Genomic DNA, 17,741 nt, shown 5'->3' on the forward strand with positions numbered 1-17,741 from the left:
GTGGGTGCGGGGCGGCGCGCGCCCGGTGACGGGCCGGCGTGGAACGGGGCGCCGGACGACGGACGCCGCCATCCCCACGGTCGGGATGGCGGCGTCCGTCGGTGCGGTGCCCGGCGGGGCCGTCGGTTCAGCCCTTGAGGCCGCCGGCGAGCAGGCCGCGCACGAAGTACCGCTGGAGCAGCAGGAAGATCGCGACCGGCACGATGATCGAGACGAAGGCGCCGGCCGACAGCAGGTGCCAGGCGGTACCCCGGGTGCCGCTGAGGTTGGCCAGGGCGACCGTGATGGGCGCGGTGTCCGGGCCGCCACCGGCGAAGGTCAGCGCGACCAGCAGGTCGTTCCAGACCCACAGGAACTGGAAGATGCCGAACGCCGCCAGGGCCGGGGTGAGCAGGGGCAGCAGGACCTTGAAGAAGATCTGTACGTGTCCGGCGCCGTCCACCCGGGCGGCCTCCAGCAGTCCCGCCGGGATCTCCTTCATGAAGTTGTGCAACAGGAAGATCGCCAGGGGGAGCGCGAACGTGGAGTGGGACAGCCAGAGCGTCCAGAACTGCCCGGCGATCCCGGCGTCCACGTAGAGCGTGAGCAGCGGGATCAGGGTGACCTGGATGGGCACGATCTGGAGCGCGAAGATCACGATGAACAGCAGGTCCCGGCCCCGGAACCTGATCCAGGCGAACGCGTACGCCGCCAGCGACGCCAGGCAGAGCGGGATCAGCACCGAGGGGATGGTGATGACGAAGGAGTTGACGAAGAAGCTGCCCAGCCCCTCGCCGTTCTCCACGTCCAGCACTTCCCGGTAGTTGTCCAGCGTCACCTGCGGGTCGGTGAAGAAGGTCCACCAGCCGGTGGTCTTGATCTGCCGCTCGGGTCGCAGCGACGAGATGGCCAGGCCGAAGGTGGGCAGGGTCCACAGCACCGCGATCACGACCGCGATCAGGGACGCCCACGGTGAGGTGAGCTTCCGCTTCGCCTTGGTGGCGGCGGGAGCGCCGGGGGCGATCGGCGGGGTGGACGTCAGCGGGGCGCTCGTGGTGCTCATCGTGCCTCCGAGGCGCGCAGTTGCCGAACGTTGTAGACCACGATCGGGATCACCAGGACGAAGAGCAGGACCGCCAGGGCCGCGCCGAGCCCCTGGTTGTCGCTGCGGAAGCTCTGGCTGTAGAACTCGTTCGCGACCACGCTGGTGTCGAACTGGCCGCCGGTCATGGTCCGGACGATGTCGAACACCTTGAGCGTGCCGATACCGATCGTGGTCAGGACCACGACCACCGCCGGGCGGATGCTCGGCAGGGTGACGAAACGGAACATCCCGAACGGGGTGACGCCGTCGAGCCGGGCGGCCTCGACCACGTCGTCGGGGATGGCCTTGATGGCCGCCGACAGCACGGTCATCGCGAAACCGGCCTGGATCCAGATCATCACCAGGATCAGGAAGAGCGTGTTCCACGGTGACTCGACCAGCCACTGCTGCGGCTTGCCCCCGAGCCAGACGAGGATCTGGTTGAGCAGGCCGATCTGCTTGACCCCGACCTGGTCGGGCCGGAACTCGTAGACGAACTTCCAGATGATCGAGGCGCCGACGAAGGAGATCGCCATGGGCAGGAAGATCAGCGCCTTGGCGAACGACTCCAGCCGGGCCTTGTCGACCAGGATGGCGTAGAGCAGACCGACCGCGGTGGCCACGAACGGCGTCACGACCACCCAGAGCACCGTGTTCCGCAGGACCGTGAGCTGGTCACGCGACGTGAAGATCGTCTGGTAGTTGTCGAGCCCGATGAAGGCGGTCCCGGCGGCGTCGAAGAACGACTGGTAAATGGTGCGTGCGGCCGGGTAGATCAGGCCGACGGCGAGCATCAGAATAGCCGGGGCGAGGTACAGGAAAGCGACCCAGCGGTCGCCCCGCCGACCACCGATCCGACCGGCGAAAAAGAGAATGACCCCGACCACCGCGACGAATATGCCGATCGCGATGAACATTTCGAGGAACTTCTCGGCAGTGGACATCGAATCTCACCTCCCTTGACGGCGCGGGACCGGCCGGGCGGCTGCCCTGACCGGTCCCGCGTGGCGTCACATCACTTCGGCCAGGCGGCTTCGATGTTGTCGACGGTCTGCTTGGTGCTCTGACCGGTGATCCAGCTCGTGGACTGCTTCCAGAAGGCGTTGGACCCGACCGCGCCCGGCATCATGTCCGAGCCGTCGAAGCGGAAGACCGCGTTCTGGTCCTGGAGGAGCTGGGCGGCGAGCTTGTCGACCGGGCTGGTCAGCTTGCTGGCGTCGAGGCCCTTGTTGGCGCTCACCCAGCCCTGCGACACCGACACCTTGATGTTGGCCCAGGTGTCCGTGGAGAGGTAGGTCTGGAACGCCTTGACCTCCGGGCGGTCGGCGAAGGCCAGGTTGAACTCGCCGCCACCGAGCAGCGGCTTGGAGCTGGTGTCCTTGCCGGGCAGGTAGAACGCGAAGACGTCGCCGTCCTCGGCCACCTTGGTGTTCTTCGGCCAGTTGGCGGCGTAGAAGCTCGCCTGCCGGTGCAGGGAGCAGGTGCCGTCCAGGATCGGCAGGCCGGCGTCCTGGAAGGTGGTGGTGGCGATGCTCTTCACGTCGCCGAGGCCGCCGTTGACGTACTTGTCGTTCTTGAGGATCTTGCCGGCCTCGTCCAGCGCGGCGGCCGACTCCGGCGAGTTGAACGGGATCTCGTGCTTGACCCACTTGTCGTAGGTCTCCGGCCCGTTCAGCCGGAGCATCATGTCCTCCATCCAGTCGGTGACCGGCCAACCGGTGGCCTCACCGCTGGAGATACCGGCGCACCACGGCTTCTTGCCGGACGCCGCGATCTTGTCGCTGAGGGCGTACAGCTCGTCGAGGGTCTTCGGCACCTGGTAGCCGTTGTCCTTGAACTCCTTGGGGGAGTACCAGACCAGCGACTTGATGCTGGCGCCGGACGGGGCGGCGTAGAACTTGCCGTCGACCGTGCCGTACGCCTTCCAGTCCTTGCCCCAGAACTTGTCGACGTTCGCGGCGACCTCGGCCGGGGCCTCCTTCGCGTTGCCGGTCGCGACGAGCTGGGCGAGCAGGCCCGGCTGCGGCACGATCGCGATGTCGGGCGCGTTGCCGGCCTTGGCCCGGACCAGCACCTGGGTCTCGAAGGACTTGTCGCCCTCGTACTTGATGGTGACGCCGGTGCACTCCTCGAACGGCTTGTACGAGTCCGTGTACGCCTTGTCCTCCGGGGTCACGATGCCGGTGAACACCGTGACGGTCTTGCCCTTGAGGTCACCGTACTGGCTGAACTGCGAGCAGTCCGTCTTCGGGGCGTTGGCCGAGGTGTCGTCCGAGTCGCTGCCACCACCGCAGGCCGCGAGGGCGAGAGTCAGACCGAGCACGCCGGCCGATGCGACCGCCGTGCGCGTCCTTGTCGCACGAAGGGACATGCGCCCTTCCTTTCTTCCTCATCCGCCGGCCCGTGCGTGCCTCGCACGGTGTCCGGTACGACCAATTGATCGTCAGTCAAACGGTTACCCTGGCACGACGCAACGGTTAACGGATGACCGAATCGGTAACGATTGTGTGTCTTTCCGGGCCACATTTGGTTCATGCGCGTGACTGTTTCGGACCGCGATGATCGTAATACGGAGAGTGGCGGCCATCTTTACCGGTAGTGGCGATCTTCTCTGTCTCGATCGGGGTTTGAGGGGTGTGGACAGGGGTCTTCCCAAGGGTGAAGTTTTCTGCCAGCATCGTCGCATCGATCGAAGAGTTTCGTCATAGGAGGATCTGGATGCGTAAGCGCCTGCTGAGCGTCATCGGCGCCGGACTGCTGGTGGCGGCGGCTGCCCTGGTCCCGGCGAGCCCTGCGATGGCCGCGCCCACCTTCAAGGTTCCGTTCCCCTGCAACCAGACCTGGTCCGGGCAGACCCGCACCAACCACAGCCCGGCCTACGCGATCGACTTCAACCGGACAGACGACCTGGGCGACCCGGTGGTCGCCAGCGCCCCCGGCACCGTGGACGTCGTCACCAACCTCGGCGACACCAGCTACGGCAAGTACGTCCGGATCAACCACGGCAACGGCTACACGACCTACTACGCCCACCTGAACAGCTTCAACGTCTCGGTGGGGCAGAGCGTGGGCTACGGCAAGGTGATCGGCTACGTCGGCAGCACCGGCGGATCCAGCGGCCCGCACCTGCACTACGAGCAGCGCCTCAACGGCAACGACATCCAGATCCGCTTCAACGGCGCGCTCGCCCTCTACTGGGGTACCAAGAACTACACCAGTGACAACGGCTGCGGCAGCACCACCGGCTCGGGCACGGTCAACACCAGCGGCACCCCGCTGACCGTCCGGTCCGGCCCGGGTACCGGGTACACCGCCGTCGACACGGTCGCCGACGGCACCCGGGTCACCATCTACTGCCAGACCACCGGGACGAGTGTCACCGGCACCTACGGCACCAGCAGCATCTGGGACCGGATCGGCTCCGGCCGGTACATCGCCGACGCCTACGTCTACACCGGCCACGACGGTTTCATCCCGAACGTGCCCCGCTGCTGAGCGCAGGTGTCGACAAGGGCCCCCTGCACCGCGGAATGCGGTGACAGGGGGCCCTTCCCGGCGTTTTCAGCTGTTGAGTTGCCAGATCGAGAAGTTGAGTGCGGCGGCGAACGTGACCCAGGCCCAGTAGGGCACCAGCAGGACGGCGGCGACCCGGGAGATCCGCCAGAACATCACCACGGTGACCGCGATCAGCAGCCACAGCGCGATGATGTCGACGAATGCCAGACCGTACCGGCCCGCGCCGAAGAAGAGCGGCGTCCAGATCGCGTTCAGGACGAGCTGGGCGGCGTACACCCCGAGCGCCGGGCCGAAGCCCACCCGGCGCCAGACCAGCCAGCCGGCGACCGCGATGAGGGCGTAGAGCAGCGTCCAGACCGGACCGAACACCGCCGACGGTGGCGCCCAGTCCGGCTGCCGGAGAGTGTTGTACTCGTCGGAGGTGCCCTGCACCCCGAGGCCGCCGATCGCGGCGACCACCGTCACCGCGAGGCCGAAGCCGGCCAGTGCCAACCAGGTCCGGGCCCCGCCCGTCCGCCGTGCGGTCGCTGTCGTCATGCCGGCACAGTTCCCGCCGGGCGAGCCGGACAAACCCGACGCCCGGCGCGGGCGGGCACGAGAACGCCGGGGTCGTCGTTTCCGGACCCGATCGGGAGGACGGGTACCGGAAGCGACGACCCCGGCGAATCCAGGGGAACTATGTCAACAGGCGTCAATTGAAGATGCTGACCCCACCCGGTCCGACCAGCAGGCCGACCACGATGAGGACGATGCCCCAGAGGATCTGCCGCCGGAAGAGTGCGAGCACACCGGCGACCACGAGTACCACGGCGAGAATCCAGAGAATCAGCTCCATGGTTGCGAAATACCCCCGGCGCCAGCGGTGGAAACCTCCCCGGCGTCCAGATGGTCCCCCAGATGGAAGATGCTGTACGCCTGCTTGATGACCGGGTGTGCCACGTTGCGGACCCGTACCCCGCCGGGCGTGGTGCCCCGCTCGCTGCCGGCGTGCGCATGCCCGTGGATCGCCAGCGCGGTGTCCGCCGAGTCGATCGCCTGACCGAGCAGGTACGACCCCAGGAACGGGTAGATCTCCAGCGGCTCACCGGCGAGCGTGTCCGGTACCGGCGCGTAGTGGGTCAGCGCGACCCGGGTGTCGCAGTCCAGCTCGCGCAGGGTCGCGCCGAGCCGGTCGGCGATGGTGCTGGTGGTGCGGACGAACGCCTTCATCTCCGGTTCACCGAACTCACTGGCGCACCGGCCGGCGAAGCCCCCGCCGAAGCCCTTGGCGCCGGCGATGCCCAGCCGCCCGCCGGGGGTGTCCAGCACCAGGCCGGTACCCTCCAGCACGGTCATGCCGGCCTCCTCCAGGACCCCGATCACCTCGGGGACCTGGTCACACTGGTGGTCGTGGTTGCCGAGCACGGTGACCACCGGTACGCCCAGCCCACCGAACTCCCGGGCGACGCAGCGCGCCTCGGCCTCGGTCCCGTGCCGGGTCAGGTCCCCGGCCAGCAGCAGCACGTCGGCGTGCCCGGGTAGCTGTTCCAGCGCCGGCCGGAACCGGCCGACCACGTCCTCGTCCAGGTGCACGTCACCGACGGCGGCGATCCGGATCACCATCGCGTCCCCCTCACGGCAACTGTTCGATCTCGGTCGGGGCCTGGGTGCGGATCACCCCGATGTCGGTGGTGAGCGGGATGCCGGGGAACCGTTCGGCCACCTGGCGCAGGATCTCGTCCCGCCGGTGCGGGCTCTCCACCTCGCCCTGGAGGACCAGCGAGTGCTCCCGCCGGACCACGGTGATGCCCTGCTCGGCGATTTCCGGGTTCTCGGTCAACAGCCGGTGGATCTCCGCCTCGACGTACTCGTCGGGCGGACCGCCCCCGTGCGCGGAACTGGTCATCTTGTCCCCTTCTCCTCCTCCGACGAGTACGGCACCACGTCCAGCCGGTCCAGCAGGACCAGGAACGCCTCGGCGTACGGCGAGTGCTGTGTCTCCTTCCGTACCCGTTCCCAGTCGATCTGCTCCCGCAGGGAACGGGCCAACGGCAGCCCCCGGGCGAAGTCGCAGTAGTGCTGGGAGAAGCTGAGCAGTTTGTGCACCATGAGCTGGCTGGCGGAGAGGACCGGCATGTGGATGGCGTCCACCGGCCGGACCACGGTGTCGGTGAAGGTCTCGTCGGTCACCGGGGTCTCGATCGGCCGGTGGATCAGGTCCACCATCCGCCCCGAGTCGTAGACCTTGACCAGCCAGTCCTCGGGTGGGCGCTCGGCGGTGAAGCCGGAGGCCACCAGGGCCTCCAGGGCCCGGTCGACGTCCTCGCCCCGGATCAGGAAGTCGACGTCGTGGTCGCTGGAATGGCCGCCGTGGGCGTACACCGCGAAACTGCCGCCCAGGGCGAACGGGATCTCCGCCTGTTTGAGGACGGCGGCGACCCGTTTGAGTGTGTGCAACAGGCCCTCGTCCCCTTGCTGAACCATCGAATCTCCCGTGCGGTCGGAGGCGGACATGGTCATCCGGATTGGAGGTCTGTGTCGGTACCCGGCAGTCGACGCGTTTACACCTGTGCGGTGCTGAATCATGACCTTATGAGGTTTTTGTACTGGTAGTGAATCTACAGGTAGTGTCGGTGGTCGGTACCGTTGTCCAGGTGGCCAGAGCGCAACGGGTACGGCGGCGTGGGCGACGGCTACGTGCCGTGGCCCTGATCGGTATCGACGGTTCCGGCAAGACCACCCAGGCGCACCAGCTCGCCGACGCGCTGAACGCCGCCGGTGTGCCGGCGAACTACCTGCGCAACGCGGGTGGCCGGCGCTGGTTCGGCCGGCTGGCCCGGCGGCTGGGCCGGGCCGACGCGCAACGGCTGCTCGGCCGTAACGGGCTGCTGCTGGCCGAGTCGGTGCTGCGGTGGCTGGCCATCGCCCGGACCCTGCTCCGCGCGGCGCTCACCCGGCGGGTCGCGGTGATGGACCGGTACGCGTACTGCCAGTACGCCAGCATCCGGGCGCACGGCGGTCGACGCTGGGAGACGTTCGCCCGGCTGGTCTACCGGATCTTCCCGCCGCCGGGGCTGACCCTGCTGCTCACCGTCGACCCGGCCGAGGCGTACCGGCGGATCGAGTCGCGGGGCACCGACCACGAGACGATGGAGTACCTGAACGCGGCCGACACGGCGTACCGGTCGCTGCACGAGTACCCGACCTTCGTGGTGGTCGACGCCAACGGCACCCCGGAACAGGTCGCCGCCGCGATCGGCGCGGAGGTGGCCCGGTGGCTGCCGGAGTCGCGGCGCCGGGCACCGAAGATGCCCGACCAGCCACCGGTGAAGGTACCGGCCGCCGCTCCGGCCCGTACCTGAGCCGGACGCCGGTGATCCGGCACCGGTTACGCGGCCGGCGTAACCGGTCTGCCCACAGCTAACAACCCTGGCCGCAACGGGCCGTCCGGCCGCAGCATCACCGGATGCGAATCCTCGTTCTCGGTGGTACCCGGTTCCTCGGCCGTGCGGTGGCCCGGCTCGCGCACGACCGGGGGTACGACGTCACCTGCGCCGCCCGGTCGGTCTCCGGCGCCCCGCCGGCCGGCCCCCGCTTCGTACCCGTCGACCGGGACGACCCGGACGGCCTGGCGGCCCTGGACGGCGGCTGGTTCGACGCGGTGGTGGACGTGACCCGCCGGGTCGACCACGCCCGGTACGCCCTGGACACCCTCGCCGACCGGGTCGGACACTGGGTCTTCGTCTCCAGCGTCTCGGTCTACGCCGACCACTCGGTGCCCGGCCGGTCCGTCGCCGACACCCCGCTGCTGCCACCCGCGCCGGACGGGGTCGACGGCCCGGGGCCGGACTTCCGGTTCTACGGCGAGTGCAAGGTCAGCATCGAGCGGGCGGTACTCGACCGGGTCGGACCCGACCGGGCCTTCGTCTGCCGGGCGGGTCTGATCGTCGGGCCGGAGGACACCTCCGACCGGTTCCCCTACTGGGTACGCCGGCTCGCCGACGGGGGTGAGGTGCTGGCACCGGGCCGGCCCGACGAGCCGGTGCAGTGGGTCGACGTCGAGGACCTGGCCGCCTGGCTGCTGCACGGCGCGACCACCCGGCTCGGCGGTACCTTCGACGGCACCGGTCCGGCGCGCGGGATGGCCGAGGTGCTGGCCGGGATCGCCGCCGGGGTCGGTCGGCCGGATCCCCGGCTGACCTGGGTCGACGGGGGGTTCCTCCGGGCCCGGGACGTCCGGCCGTGGAGCGGGGACCGGTCCCTGCCGCTCTGGGTGGGCGGTGATCCGGCGGACGCCGGGTTCCTCGCCCGGGACGTGACCGACGCGCTCGCCGCCGGGCTCACCGTCCGTCCGGTCGGGGCGTCCGCCCGGGCCACCCTCGACTGGATGACCAGCACGCCGGAGGCCGTCCGACCAGGTGGGCTGGGCCGCGCGGTGGAGGCCGAGGTGCTCCGGGAATGGCACGCTGAACGGGACGGATGACCCGGCTCCGACAATCTCGGGCGTACTTTTGTCATATACGCGCGGTCATGGTTGACGCTTAGCACCTCGTGAAAGTAAGTTTCATCCGTGGCGAAGAGTGCGAAGATTTCTGCGAGTCACGAGACCGGTGGACTGATCGTCCACATCAGTGGCCTGCTCCCGTCGCTGTCGCCCGCCGAGCAGCGGGTGGCCCGGCTGGTGGTCGCCGATCCGGCGGATGCGGCGCGACGGACCATCACCGATCTCGCCACCGCCGCCGAGACCTCGGAGGCGACCGTCATCCGGTTCTGCCGATCCGTCGGCATGGACGGCTACCCCCAGCTCCGGATCCGGTTGGCGGCCGAGGCCGCCCGCCGGGTGGAGCCGCCGGACGCCCGGGTGGTCGGCGGCGACATCCCGCCGGGCGCCGATCTCGCGCAGATCATCGCCACCATCGCCTTCAACGACGCGCGGGCCGTCGAGGAGACGGCCGAGCAGCTCGACCCCGCAGTCTGCGAACAGGTGGTCGAGGCGATCGGCAACGCCGGACGGATCGACATCTACGGTGCCGGCGCCAGCGGCTTCGTCGCCTCGGACTTCCAGCAGAAACTGCACCGGATCGGCCGGACCGCCTTCTACTTCCCGGACGTGCACACCGCCCTCACCTCCGCCGCACTGCTCGGCCGGGGCGACATCGCGGTGGGGATCTCGCACACCGGTACCACCTCGGACGTGATCGAGGTGCTGGAGCAGGCCCGGTCCCGGGGCGCGGTCACGGTCGCCCTGACCAACTTCCCCCGCTCACCGATCACCGAGGTCGCCGACCACGTGCTGACCACCGCCGCCCGGGAGACGACGTACCGGTCCGGTGCGATGGCCAGCCGGCTGGCGCAGCTCACCGTGGTCGACTGCCTCTTCGTCGGCGTGGCCGCCCGGAACCGGGCCAGGGCCCGTAAGGCGCTGGAGGTGACCGCCGAGGCGGTCCAGCAGCACCGGGTCACCAACCGGAGGAAGGCATGACGGCGGGCCGGGTGGAACCCGACACCGCGTCCGCTCTCCCGCTCGCGGAGCAGCCCCGACCGACGGTCCGGGTCGACGCGCCGACCGAGCAGCGCAACCCGCTCAGCGCCGACCTCGACCTGATGTCCACCCGCGACGTGCTCCGCGTGATCAACGAGGCGGACCGGCGGGTACCCGCCGCGGTCGCCTCCGTGCTCGACGAGATCGCCGCCGCCGTCGACCTCGCGGTACGGGCGTTGCGCGCCGGGCACCGGGTGCACTACTTCGGTGCCGGGACGTCCGGCCGGCTCGGGGTGCTGGACGCGGCGGAACTCGCCCCCACCTTCAACTCGCCCAAGCACTGGTTCTGCTCGCACATCGCCGGCGGACCGGAGGCGGTCTGGCGGGCCGTGGAGGATGCCGAGGACAACGAGTACGCGGGCGCCACCGAGGCCCGGGACTGCGTCCAGGCCGGTGACCTGGTGGTCGGTCTGGCCGCCAGCGGCCGTACCCCGTACGTGCTCGGCGCGCTCGACGCGGCGCGGGTGGCCGGCGCCGGCACGGTACTGCTCTGCGCCAACCCGCACGCGGAGGCGGCGTCCTCGGTGGATGTCTTCATCGGGGTGGACACCGGGCCGGAGGTGGTCACCGGTTCCACCCGGATGAAGGCCGGTACCGCGCAGAAGCTGGTGCTGAACGCCTTCTCCACCGCCGTGATGGTCCGCCTCGGCCGGGTCTACTCGAACCTGATGATCGACGTGGTGGCCACCAACGCCAAGCTGCGCGGACGCATGATCTCGATTCTGGTCGAGGCGACCGGGTGTGCCGAGGAGGTCTCCCGGCGGGTGCTGGACGAGGCCGGCGGCGACCTGAAGGCGGCGCTGGTCGCCCTCGTCTCCGGAGCGGCGGTCGCGGATGCCCGGGACGCCCTGTCCCGGTCGGCCGACCAGGTACGCGGCGCGCTGGCCCTGCTCGCCTCCTGAGCCGCTCCGGGCCTCGGCCCGCACCCACCCACCGGTGGGTGCCGTCGTGACCCCGGCGGCCGTTCCACTCCCGGTGCCGGTCCGTGCCCGCGACGGTGGCGGTCCGTGCCCGTGCCGACCTGCTGATCTGCCCGCGACGGTGGCGGTCCGTGCCCGTGCCGACCTGCTGATCTGCCCGTGCCGACCTGCTGATCCGCGCCTGCACCGTGGCGATCCGTTCGCATCGTGGTGATTCCGTAGCCGCTGGGTGGTGATGTGCGCCGCAGCGGGACTGCCCCGCCGACCCGGATTGTTCGATCGGGTGCGGGGTAATCCTGAGACCGGTGAACCAGCGGGCTCGCCGCTGCGTCATGGTGATGAGGATCTCAGGAGTTTCCGTGACCGACGAGCCGCCTGCTCCGGCCGCGATGGTGCGACCGATTCGGGTGGATCGTGCATCGCCGATCCCTTATGGCGGTGGCGTCGGTCACGAAATGCCCTGACCAGGGGGTACTGACAGCAAACGTCGATCGTGCTCTCAGCAACTACTCAGGCATTCGTGACACTTTCGACTCACGAGACGGAATCCCCGGTGCGTCTCAACTGTTGTGTAGGTGTCAGCACCGCCAGGCACCGCGGAACGTCACGGGGGAGGGCTGATGAGCGTGGGGACGGCAAGGAACCGGGCAACCGGCGCTAGCGAGGGGACCGTGGGCAACGTGGACAAGAACATCGGCATGCGGACCGACGAGGTTGCCGAGGAGCGCGACCTGGTCGGCGTCTACCTGCACGAGATCTCCCGGACGCCGCTGCTCGACGCGGCCAGGGAGGTCGAACTCTCCCGGACGATCGAGGCCGGCCTCTACGCCGAGCACCTGCTCGGGGAGGACCGCATCCCGGACGGGGTCAGCCGTGACGAACTCGAACGACTGGTGATCGAGGGCGAGCGGGCCAAGGACCTGTTCATCCGGGCCAACCTGCGGCTGGTCGTCTCGATCGCACGACGGTACGTCCGGTCGGGCATGCCGATGCTGGATCTGATCCAGGAGGGCAACACCGGTCTGGTGCGGGCCGTCGAGAAGTTCGACTACGAGAAGGGCTTCAAGTTCTCCACCTACGCGACGTGGTGGATCCGGCAGGCGATCAGCCGGGCCATCGCCCAGCAGGAGCGGACGGTGCGGCTCCCGGTGCACCTCGTCGAGGACGTCAACCGGATGCGCAACGTGGCCCGGCAGCTCACCCGGGAGCTGGGCAGCGACCCGGAGCCGGAGCAGATCGCGGCGGCGCTGGGCGTCACCGTCGAGCGGGTACACGAACTGGTCCGCTGGTCGCAGGACACGGTGTCGCTGGACACGCCGGTCGGCGACGACGGGGACACCAACCTCGGCGACCTGGTCGCGGACAGTGACGCACCCTCCCCGGAGGAGATCGTCCTGACCGGGCTGGAGCGGCAGCGCATCGAGGGCCTGCTCAACCACCTGGACGACCGGTCGGCCGGCATCATGCGGGCCCGGTACGGCCTGGAGGACGGGCGGGAGCACTCGCTCACCGAGGTGGCTTCGCGCTTCTCCCTGTCCCGGGAGCGGATCCGGCAGTTGGAGATCCAGGCGCTGGGCCGGCTGCGGGAACTGGCCCGGGCGGAGGGCCTCCAGGCTGCCTGACCGGCAGCGCCGAGCGACACAGGACCGAAAGCGACGGCCGGTACCCCGGAAGGGGTACCGGCCGTTGTGGTCTGCGCCCCTTTGGTCGGTCGTTGCAGATGACGCGGGAAGGTCGGGGCGGCAAAGTGCCGCAAAGCAGGTGTAAAGGGTGACGCGGCGGGAGGCGGTACCCGGGACGGTCGCCCAGACGGGTACCCGGACCGGCACCCACGGTGGCGCCCGGTCAACACAATGAGTTCCGGAAGCCCACTGGAATCGATATCCGCATCGGTGCGACCGGCTCTCCACGACGCACCGGATGCCGGTCCCGGCACCATCGCCCCAGCCCCGCCGCACGAGCCGTGGGAGGCATTCCGTGAACCACACCGGCCCCGCACCGCACCTGCCGTCTCCACTCAGCGTCACCGGACTGGCGGCGCCACTGACCACGTACGACAGACCCGGGATCACTGTGACCAGCCACTGGTTCACCGTCGGGGACCGGACCTTCGCGGTCCGGGAACTGACCCGGCTGCGTACCAGCCGGGGACCGTACGACCGGCTGACCGTCCGGGCGGTCACCGTGACCGGCGGCATCGTGGCCGCCACCGCCCTCCTCCTGGGCGTCACCGGTGGCCTGCAACGGCTCTCCGCCGGCGGGTACCTCCTGCTCGGGGTGGCGACCCTGCTCCCGGCACTGATCGCCCTGGCCGGACGCCGCTGGCGCCCCACCGCCCACGAACTGTGGGGCAGCTACCGGGGTACCGACCAGTTGCTCTTCAGCAGCGACCAGGAACGGGAGTTCGGCCAGGTGACCCGGGCCCTGCTCCGGGCCCGGGAAGCCGCCCGGCTCGGCGGGTGGGACGACCCGGTGGCCACCGCCGACCCCTGGTGACCGGCCGGGCGACCGGGGCGGGACGGGGCCCGGCGGTCAGCCGGCCACCCGCTCCCGCTCCGGCGCCGGAGCCCGCAGCCGGTCGGCGATCTCGCGGGTCACACCCCGCTCGGCGAAGAACGACACGAACGGCACCGTACCGGCGAGCATCACCAGCGCCATCCGCCGCAACGACCAGCCGGCCCGGCGGCCGAGGTCGAAGGCGGCGAGCAGGTAGAGCATGTACAGGAAGCCGTGGGCCGGACCGACGGTCTCGACCACCACGGGATTGTCGAAACCGTACTTCAGCGGCATGCCGACCACCACGAGCATGATCAGCACGACGCCCACCACATAGGCGATCATGCGGTACCGGGTAAGGGCTGCGCCCACCTTCGATCCGTCCCTTCCGACCGGCGTCAGCCGGGATAGTCACCGGGCCGCGCGCCCGGATTGGCGTTCAACCATGACAGGTAGCGGTTGTAGGCGGCGAGTTCCGGATCCCCCGGGTCGTCGGTCGGGCCGCCGGTCCGGACGGTACGCACCGGAGGACGGAACCCGACGCCGCCGGTGGACTCCGCCGGGGGCGGCCCGCCCTGCTCGGCCTTTCCGTCGCCGCCGCCCAGGGCGTGGCGTACCTCCCGCCACCAGAGGAAGATCACGAAGCCGGCGAAGACCGGCCACTCCACCGCGTACGCCCAGCTCAGGGTGTTACCGGACGCGGCCCGGCTGATCTGCCACCAGCCGAGGGCCGAGAACGCGGCGACGAGCACGACGGTGGCCACGTGGCGGGCGATCCACGCCGGTGTCCAGAGCCGTTTCATGGCAACGAGCGTACCGGGCGCCGACGGCTACTCCGACGGGACGTCGTAGACCGGGCGCGCCGGTGGCGTGGTTTGGCGACCGACCGGGTGGGCATCCGTCTAGGTGCCAACCCGTACGAGCTTCCGGAGGGCACCATGACCGAATCAGTACGGCGGGACGGATACCCGTCCACCAGCCCCGGCGGCTCGGTGGACGCCAGCCCGGAGCAGCGGATGCCGGAGTGGGACACCGCCCACACCGGCGATGTCGGCGTCGACGTGGCAGAGCCCGAGCCGATGGGCATCGACCCGGCGGACCTGGCCGACGAGGACCTGATCCGGGAGATCCACAGCCTGCACCGCACCCGGCTGGACACGCTGCGGCACGCGACCGACGCGGCCCTGGCCAACCACCTGCGACGGACCGCGGAACTGGAGACCGAGTACCTGACCCGCCACCCGGGTCGGGAGGTCGACCCGGGTCGACTGCGGGACCTCTGAGATGGGCGTACACGCTGAGCGCGGCATGTCCGCGCCGCCCGAGGTGGTCTTCAACACCGCCACCGACCCGGACCGGGCCGCCGCCTGGCTGCCGCCCACCCTGCGCGCCGACGGGCAGTGCCGGCCCGAGCGGTCAGACGGTGAGATGCGGGCCGTGTGGACCAGCTCGGCCGCCCCGGACTGGTCGGCGGAACTGGTCGTACATCCGGAGAACGCCGGGGGCTCCAGGGTCCGGCTGGCCCTCGACGCCGGCCCGGAGCGGCGGCACCTCGACGGGCTGGCCGACGAGACGTTGGACAGCCTCGCCCGCGAGGTGGCGGAGAACCTGACCGCCGGGTGAGCAGGCGGCAGCCGACCGTCGAGCGGGCGACAGCCGACCGCCGGGTGCGCGGCGGAACACCGACCAGAAGCGAGGGGATCGCGTGACCGATCGTGGCCTGAAGCAGAGAGTGGCGCGGTTGCGCCAGGCGTACGCGCCGCACGAACACCGCCCGCTCGGCGGGTACCTCGCCGCCATGGGTACCTACGCCGGGGTGACCGCCGGGCTGGCCACCCTGGTCCGGATCACCGGTCGGTCGGTACCGGAACGGCCGGCGCCCTCCGACGTGGTGCTGCTCGCCATCGCCACGCACAAGCTGAGCCGGCTGCTCTCCAAGGACGCGGTCACCAGCCCGCTCCGGGCGCCGTTCACCCGGTACGACAAGCCGATCGGCAGCGGGGAGGTGATGGAGCAGGTACGCGACCAGGGCAGCCCGACCCGGCACGCCATCGGCGAGTTGCTGAGCTGCCCGTTCTGCCTCGCCGTCTGGGTCGCCACCGGCCTGACCGGTGGGCTGGTGCTCTCCCCGCGCCTCACCCGGCTGGTCGCCACCGCACTGACCGCGGTGGCCGCCTCCGACTTCCTCCAGATGGGGTACGCGATCGCCATGCAGACCGCCGAGCGGCCGGCGCACCGGGACTGACCGGGTACGCAGAGAGGGGTACCGGTTCCGGCCGGTACCCCTCTCTGCGTGCCCGGCTCCCGGGTCGCTCTCGGGTCAACGCTGCATGCCGGCCCAGCCCTGGGGTGACTCCGGCTCGCGTTCGTCCTCGTCCTCCCCGGTGATCACGTCGGAGGCGACGGCGGTCTCCTCGTGCTCGTTGGCGAAGTCAGGGTCGGCGTCCGGGTCGGGAGCCGCCGGTGGCTGGCCGAGTGCGGCCAGGTGTTCGTGGTGCTGCGGGTCGTCTCGCTCGGTCATCTGGGTCCTCTCGCTCGTCACCGGGGCGCGGTCAACCGGTGGTACCGCCGAGCAGTTCGGCGACCTCCTCCAGGGCGTACTCCCCCTCGGGGAGCGCGCAGATGCGGGTCAGCAACTCGGCGGGTACCTCCTGGGCGACCGCCCGGCGCTGGATCTCCGCCTGGGTGACCCGTTCCTGCCCGAGGTAGATGTCGTCGAGGAGATCGTCCAACTCGCGGGTCGGTGCGTCATCGGTCACGGTGATCAGCTACCCGGGACGGAAACGGTCAAACGTGTACGCAGCTACCGGGGTGGTGGACCGTGCCGGGCCGGGGTGGTGGACCGTACCGGACCGGCGTGGTGGGCGCCGTCACTTCGTCGCGGTGGAACATCATGCCGGTGAACCTGGTTGAATGAGGTGTCGGTGTGTCCAGTGTCCCCGGGCCTCACCTAACTGCCTTCGCGGAATACCGTTCGGCTGGAGCCGCGTCGTGCCACTCGCCGAGAGGCGACCTGCACACCGACACCGTGCCGCCCGGGGTCCGCCCCGGGCGGCACACCTGTTTCCGCCCCGTCGCCCCAGGTGTTAGGAAGGGCCCCTTCCTCTACCGAAAGCGATAGGAAGGGGCCCTTCCTTGCACCTCAGGCGGGGGTGGCGGCGGCGATCCGGCGGGCCCGGACCGCGCCGGCCAGCTCGGTCAGTACCGCCTCGGTCTGCTCCCAGCCCAGGCAGGCGTCGGTGACCGACTGGCCGTAGACGAGTTCGCAGGTCGGGTCGAGGTCCTGCCGGCCGGGTACCAGGAACGACTCCAGCATGATCCCGACGACGCCCCGGCTGCCGGCGGCGAGCTGGGCGGCGACGTCGGCGGCCACCAGCGGCTGCCGCCGGTGGTCCTTGCCGCTGTTGTCGTGGCTGGCGTCGATCACCACCCGTTCCGGCAGGCCGGCTGCGCGCAGCAGGCCCAGGGCGTGTGCCACCGAGCCGGTGTCGTAGTTCGGCTCGCCGCGCCCGCCGCGCAGCACCAGGTGCCCGTCGGCGTTGCCCCGGGTGTGCAGGATGGCCGGGGTCCCGGAGACGTCGATGCCGGGGAAGACGTGCGGTACGCCGGCTGCCCGGATCGCGTCCACCGCGGTGCCGATGCTGCCGTCCGGGCGGTTCTTCATCCCGATCGGCATGGAGAGTCCCGAGGCGAGCTGCCGGTGGACCTGGCTCTCCACGGTCCGGGCGCCGATCGCCCCCCACGCGACGGTGTCCGCGATGTACTGCGGGGTGATCGGGTCGAGGAACTCGCAGCCGACCGGCAGGCCGAGCCGGAGCACGTCCAGCAGCAGGCGGCGGGCGGTACGCAGGCCGGTGTTCACGTCACCGGAGCCGTCCAGCCCCGGGTCGTTGATGAGGCCCTTCCAGCCGACCGTGGAGCGCGGCTTCTCGAAGTACACCCGCATGACCACGAGCAGGTCGTCGGCGAGCCGCCCGGCCACCTCGCGCAGCTGCCCGGCGTACTCCAGGGCGGCGGCCGGGTCGTGCACCGAGCACGGACCGACGACGACCAGCAGGCGGTCGTCCTCGCGGTCCAGTACCCGGCTGACGGCTCGTCGGCCGGCCAGGACCGCGTCGGTGAGTTGCTCGTCGAGGGGCAGTTCGTGGTGCAGCAGGGCCGGGGTGGTCAGCGGTACGACACGGTCGATCCGCTGGTCGATGACCCGGGTGGGGGAGTGGGACTC

Annotated in this window: 23 protein-coding genes; 10 read left to right on the forward strand and 13 right to left on the reverse strand. The window is 70.3% G+C overall.

Features of this window, described 5'->3' with window-relative positions; genetic code table 11:
- Positions 1-127: 127 nt before the first annotated feature.
- The 3 genes from GSF22_RS05660 to GSF22_RS05670 form a co-directional block, all read right to left on the reverse strand.
- Positions 128-1,042, reverse strand: coding sequence for a carbohydrate ABC transporter permease (locus GSF22_RS05660; protein ID WP_208811675.1), 915 nt, complete (start codon positions 1,040-1,042; stop codon positions 128-130).
- Positions 1,039-2,007 carry a carbohydrate ABC transporter permease gene (locus GSF22_RS05665; RefSeq protein ID WP_208811676.1) on the reverse strand — a complete coding sequence of 323 codons (969 nt, stop codon included), beginning with the start codon at positions 2,005-2,007 and terminating at the stop codon, positions 1,039-1,041. Before GSF22_RS05665 ends, GSF22_RS05660 begins: the two co-directional genes overlap by 4 nt.
- A gap of 71 nt (positions 2,008-2,078) precedes the next feature.
- Positions 2,079-3,434 (reverse strand): ABC transporter substrate-binding protein, encoded by a 1,356-nt coding sequence (locus tag GSF22_RS05670; protein ID WP_208811677.1) that lies wholly within the window; start codon positions 3,432-3,434, stop codon positions 2,079-2,081.
- Positions 3,435-3,781: 347 nt separating this feature from the next.
- Between GSF22_RS05670 and GSF22_RS05675 the strand changes: the two genes are divergently transcribed.
- Entirely contained in the window at positions 3,782-4,558 is a 777-nt protein-coding gene (locus GSF22_RS05675; protein WP_208811678.1) for a M23 family metallopeptidase, read from the forward strand.
- Between the two features lie 66 nt (positions 4,559-4,624).
- On the opposite strand, the gene GSF22_RS05680 is transcribed toward GSF22_RS05675, so the two are convergent.
- The 5 genes from GSF22_RS05680 to GSF22_RS05700 form a co-directional block, all read right to left on the reverse strand.
- Entirely contained in the window at positions 4,625-5,116 is a 492-nt protein-coding gene (locus tag GSF22_RS05680) for a TspO/MBR family protein (RefSeq protein WP_208811679.1), read from the reverse strand.
- Between the two features lie 154 nt (positions 5,117-5,270).
- On the reverse strand, positions 5,271-5,414 hold the full coding sequence (locus GSF22_RS05685; RefSeq protein WP_189045814.1) for a GPGG-motif small membrane protein: 144 nt from the start codon (positions 5,412-5,414) through the stop codon (positions 5,271-5,273).
- Complete coding sequence (locus tag GSF22_RS05690) at positions 5,405-6,181, reverse strand: metallophosphoesterase family protein (RefSeq protein WP_208811680.1); 777 nt, start codon at positions 6,179-6,181, stop codon at positions 5,405-5,407. Before GSF22_RS05690 ends, GSF22_RS05685 begins: the two co-directional genes overlap by 10 nt.
- A gap of 10 nt (positions 6,182-6,191) precedes the next feature.
- Entirely contained in the window at positions 6,192-6,464 is a 273-nt protein-coding gene (locus tag GSF22_RS05695; protein WP_208811681.1) for a hypothetical protein, read from the reverse strand.
- Entirely contained in the window at positions 6,461-7,042 is a 582-nt protein-coding gene (locus GSF22_RS05700) for a nucleotidyltransferase family protein (protein WP_208811682.1), read from the reverse strand. The genes GSF22_RS05695 and GSF22_RS05700 overlap by 4 nt, the downstream gene beginning before the upstream one ends.
- Before the next feature lie 170 nt (positions 7,043-7,212).
- Here GSF22_RS05700 and GSF22_RS05705 point away from each other — a divergent pair, with 170 nt between their 5' ends.
- The 6 genes from GSF22_RS05705 to GSF22_RS05730 all read left to right on the forward strand — a co-directional run bounded on the left by GSF22_RS05705 (position 7,213) and on the right by GSF22_RS05730 (position 13,516).
- Complete coding sequence (locus GSF22_RS05705; RefSeq protein WP_208811683.1) at positions 7,213-7,920, forward strand: dTMP kinase; 708 nt, start codon at positions 7,213-7,215, stop codon at positions 7,918-7,920.
- Positions 7,921-8,024: 104 nt separating this feature from the next.
- Complete coding sequence (locus GSF22_RS05710) at positions 8,025-9,041, forward strand: NAD-dependent epimerase/dehydratase family protein (RefSeq protein ID WP_208811684.1); 1,017 nt, start codon at positions 8,025-8,027, stop codon at positions 9,039-9,041.
- Positions 9,042-9,128: 87 nt separating this feature from the next.
- Positions 9,129-10,040, forward strand: coding sequence for a MurR/RpiR family transcriptional regulator (locus tag GSF22_RS05715; protein WP_208811685.1), 912 nt, complete (start codon positions 9,129-9,131; stop codon positions 10,038-10,040).
- Complete coding sequence (gene murQ, locus GSF22_RS05720; RefSeq protein WP_208811686.1) at positions 10,037-11,002, forward strand: N-acetylmuramic acid 6-phosphate etherase; 966 nt, start codon at positions 10,037-10,039, stop codon at positions 11,000-11,002. Before GSF22_RS05715 ends, murQ begins: the two co-directional genes overlap by 4 nt.
- 638 nt (positions 11,003-11,640) lie before the next feature.
- Entirely contained in the window at positions 11,641-12,642 is a 1,002-nt protein-coding gene (locus GSF22_RS05725) for a sigma-70 family RNA polymerase sigma factor (RefSeq protein ID WP_208811687.1), read from the forward strand.
- Positions 12,643-12,997: 355 nt separating this feature from the next.
- The gene (locus GSF22_RS05730; RefSeq protein WP_307803755.1) at positions 12,998-13,516 is read left to right on the forward strand and encodes a DUF6232 family protein; all 519 of its coding nucleotides are present in this window, start codon (positions 12,998-13,000) and stop codon (positions 13,514-13,516) included.
- Positions 13,517-13,552: 36 nt separating this feature from the next.
- Here GSF22_RS05730 and GSF22_RS05735 read toward each other — a convergent pair whose 3' ends face one another.
- Positions 13,553-13,888, reverse strand: coding sequence for a DUF3817 domain-containing protein (locus GSF22_RS05735; RefSeq protein ID WP_208811688.1), 336 nt, complete (start codon positions 13,886-13,888; stop codon positions 13,553-13,555).
- A gap of 26 nt (positions 13,889-13,914) precedes the next feature.
- Entirely contained in the window at positions 13,915-14,319 is a 405-nt protein-coding gene (locus GSF22_RS05740) for a hypothetical protein (protein ID WP_208811689.1), read from the reverse strand.
- 135 nt (positions 14,320-14,454) lie between these two features.
- Here GSF22_RS05740 and GSF22_RS05745 point away from each other — a divergent pair, with 135 nt between their 5' ends.
- The 3 genes from GSF22_RS05745 (at position 14,455) to GSF22_RS05755 (ending at position 15,761) form a co-directional block, all read left to right on the forward strand.
- On the forward strand, positions 14,455-14,799 hold the full coding sequence (locus GSF22_RS05745; RefSeq protein WP_439957748.1) for a DUF6158 family protein: 345 nt from the start codon (positions 14,455-14,457) through the stop codon (positions 14,797-14,799).
- A gap of 1 nt (position 14,800) precedes the next feature.
- A complete protein-coding gene (locus tag GSF22_RS05750; protein ID WP_208811690.1) occupies positions 14,801-15,139 on the forward strand; it encodes a hypothetical protein in 339 nt (112 codons plus the stop codon).
- A gap of 82 nt (positions 15,140-15,221) precedes the next feature.
- Positions 15,222-15,761 carry a DUF1360 domain-containing protein gene (locus tag GSF22_RS05755; protein ID WP_208811691.1) on the forward strand — a complete coding sequence of 180 codons (540 nt, stop codon included), beginning with the start codon at positions 15,222-15,224 and terminating at the stop codon, positions 15,759-15,761.
- A gap of 75 nt (positions 15,762-15,836) precedes the next feature.
- Here GSF22_RS05755 and GSF22_RS05760 read toward each other — a convergent pair whose 3' ends face one another.
- The 3 genes from GSF22_RS05760 to GSF22_RS05770 form a co-directional block, all read right to left on the reverse strand.
- On the reverse strand, positions 15,837-16,037 hold the full coding sequence (locus GSF22_RS05760; protein WP_208811692.1) for a hypothetical protein: 201 nt from the start codon (positions 16,035-16,037) through the stop codon (positions 15,837-15,839).
- Between the two features lie 31 nt (positions 16,038-16,068).
- The gene (locus GSF22_RS05765) at positions 16,069-16,275 is read right to left on the reverse strand and encodes a hypothetical protein (RefSeq protein WP_208811693.1); all 207 of its coding nucleotides are present in this window, start codon (positions 16,273-16,275) and stop codon (positions 16,069-16,071) included.
- 383 nt (positions 16,276-16,658) lie between these two features.
- Complete coding sequence (locus GSF22_RS05770; RefSeq protein ID WP_307803758.1) at positions 16,659-17,717, reverse strand: 3-deoxy-7-phosphoheptulonate synthase; 1,059 nt, start codon at positions 17,715-17,717, stop codon at positions 16,659-16,661.
- Positions 17,718-17,741: the final 24 nt, after the last annotated feature.

The organism is Micromonospora echinofusca (genome assembly GCF_017614955.1).
Classification (GTDB): Bacteria; Actinomycetota; Actinomycetes; order Mycobacteriales; family Micromonosporaceae; genus Micromonospora; species Micromonospora echinofusca_A.

What these genes read in the sequence shown, in the direction of transcription:
- GSF22_RS05665 (WP_208811676.1), bottom strand. Translation starts at nt 2,007, where the DNA reads ATGTCCACTGCCGAGAAGTTCCTCGAAATGTTCATCGCGATCGGCATA.
- GSF22_RS05690 (WP_208811680.1), bottom strand. Translation starts at nt 6,181, where the DNA reads ATGGTGATCCGGATCGCCGCCGTCGGTGACGTGCACCTGGACGAGGAC.
- GSF22_RS05750 (WP_208811690.1), top strand. Translation starts at nt 14,801, where the DNA reads ATGGGCGTACACGCTGAGCGCGGCATGTCCGCGCCGCCCGAGGTGGTC.
- GSF22_RS05695 (WP_208811681.1), bottom strand. Translation starts at nt 6,464, where the DNA reads ATGACCAGTTCCGCGCACGGGGGCGGTCCGCCCGACGAGTACGTCGAG.
- GSF22_RS05740 (WP_208811689.1), bottom strand. Translation starts at nt 14,319, where the DNA reads ATGAAACGGCTCTGGACACCGGCGTGGATCGCCCGCCACGTGGCCACC.
- GSF22_RS05760 (WP_208811692.1), bottom strand. Translation starts at nt 16,037, where the DNA reads ATGACCGAGCGAGACGACCCGCAGCACCACGAACACCTGGCCGCACTC.
- GSF22_RS05745 (WP_439957748.1), top strand. Translation starts at nt 14,455, where the DNA reads ATGACCGAATCAGTACGGCGGGACGGATACCCGTCCACCAGCCCCGGC.
- GSF22_RS05685 (WP_189045814.1), bottom strand. Translation starts at nt 5,414, where the DNA reads ATGGAGCTGATTCTCTGGATTCTCGCCGTGGTACTCGTGGTCGCCGGT.
- murQ (WP_208811686.1), top strand. Translation starts at nt 10,037, where the DNA reads ATGACGGCGGGCCGGGTGGAACCCGACACCGCGTCCGCTCTCCCGCTC.
- GSF22_RS05670 (WP_208811677.1), bottom strand. Translation starts at nt 3,434, where the DNA reads ATGTCCCTTCGTGCGACAAGGACGCGCACGGCGGTCGCATCGGCCGGC.
- GSF22_RS05725 (WP_208811687.1), top strand. Translation starts at nt 11,641, where the DNA reads ATGAGCGTGGGGACGGCAAGGAACCGGGCAACCGGCGCTAGCGAGGGG.
- GSF22_RS05700 (WP_208811682.1), bottom strand. Translation starts at nt 7,042, where the DNA reads ATGGTTCAGCAAGGGGACGAGGGCCTGTTGCACACACTCAAACGGGTC.
- GSF22_RS05675 (WP_208811678.1), top strand. Translation starts at nt 3,782, where the DNA reads ATGCGTAAGCGCCTGCTGAGCGTCATCGGCGCCGGACTGCTGGTGGCG.
- GSF22_RS05660 (WP_208811675.1), bottom strand. Translation starts at nt 1,042, where the DNA reads ATGAGCACCACGAGCGCCCCGCTGACGTCCACCCCGCCGATCGCCCCC.
- GSF22_RS05680 (WP_208811679.1), bottom strand. Translation starts at nt 5,116, where the DNA reads ATGACGACAGCGACCGCACGGCGGACGGGCGGGGCCCGGACCTGGTTG.
- GSF22_RS05710 (WP_208811684.1), top strand. Translation starts at nt 8,025, where the DNA reads ATGCGAATCCTCGTTCTCGGTGGTACCCGGTTCCTCGGCCGTGCGGTG.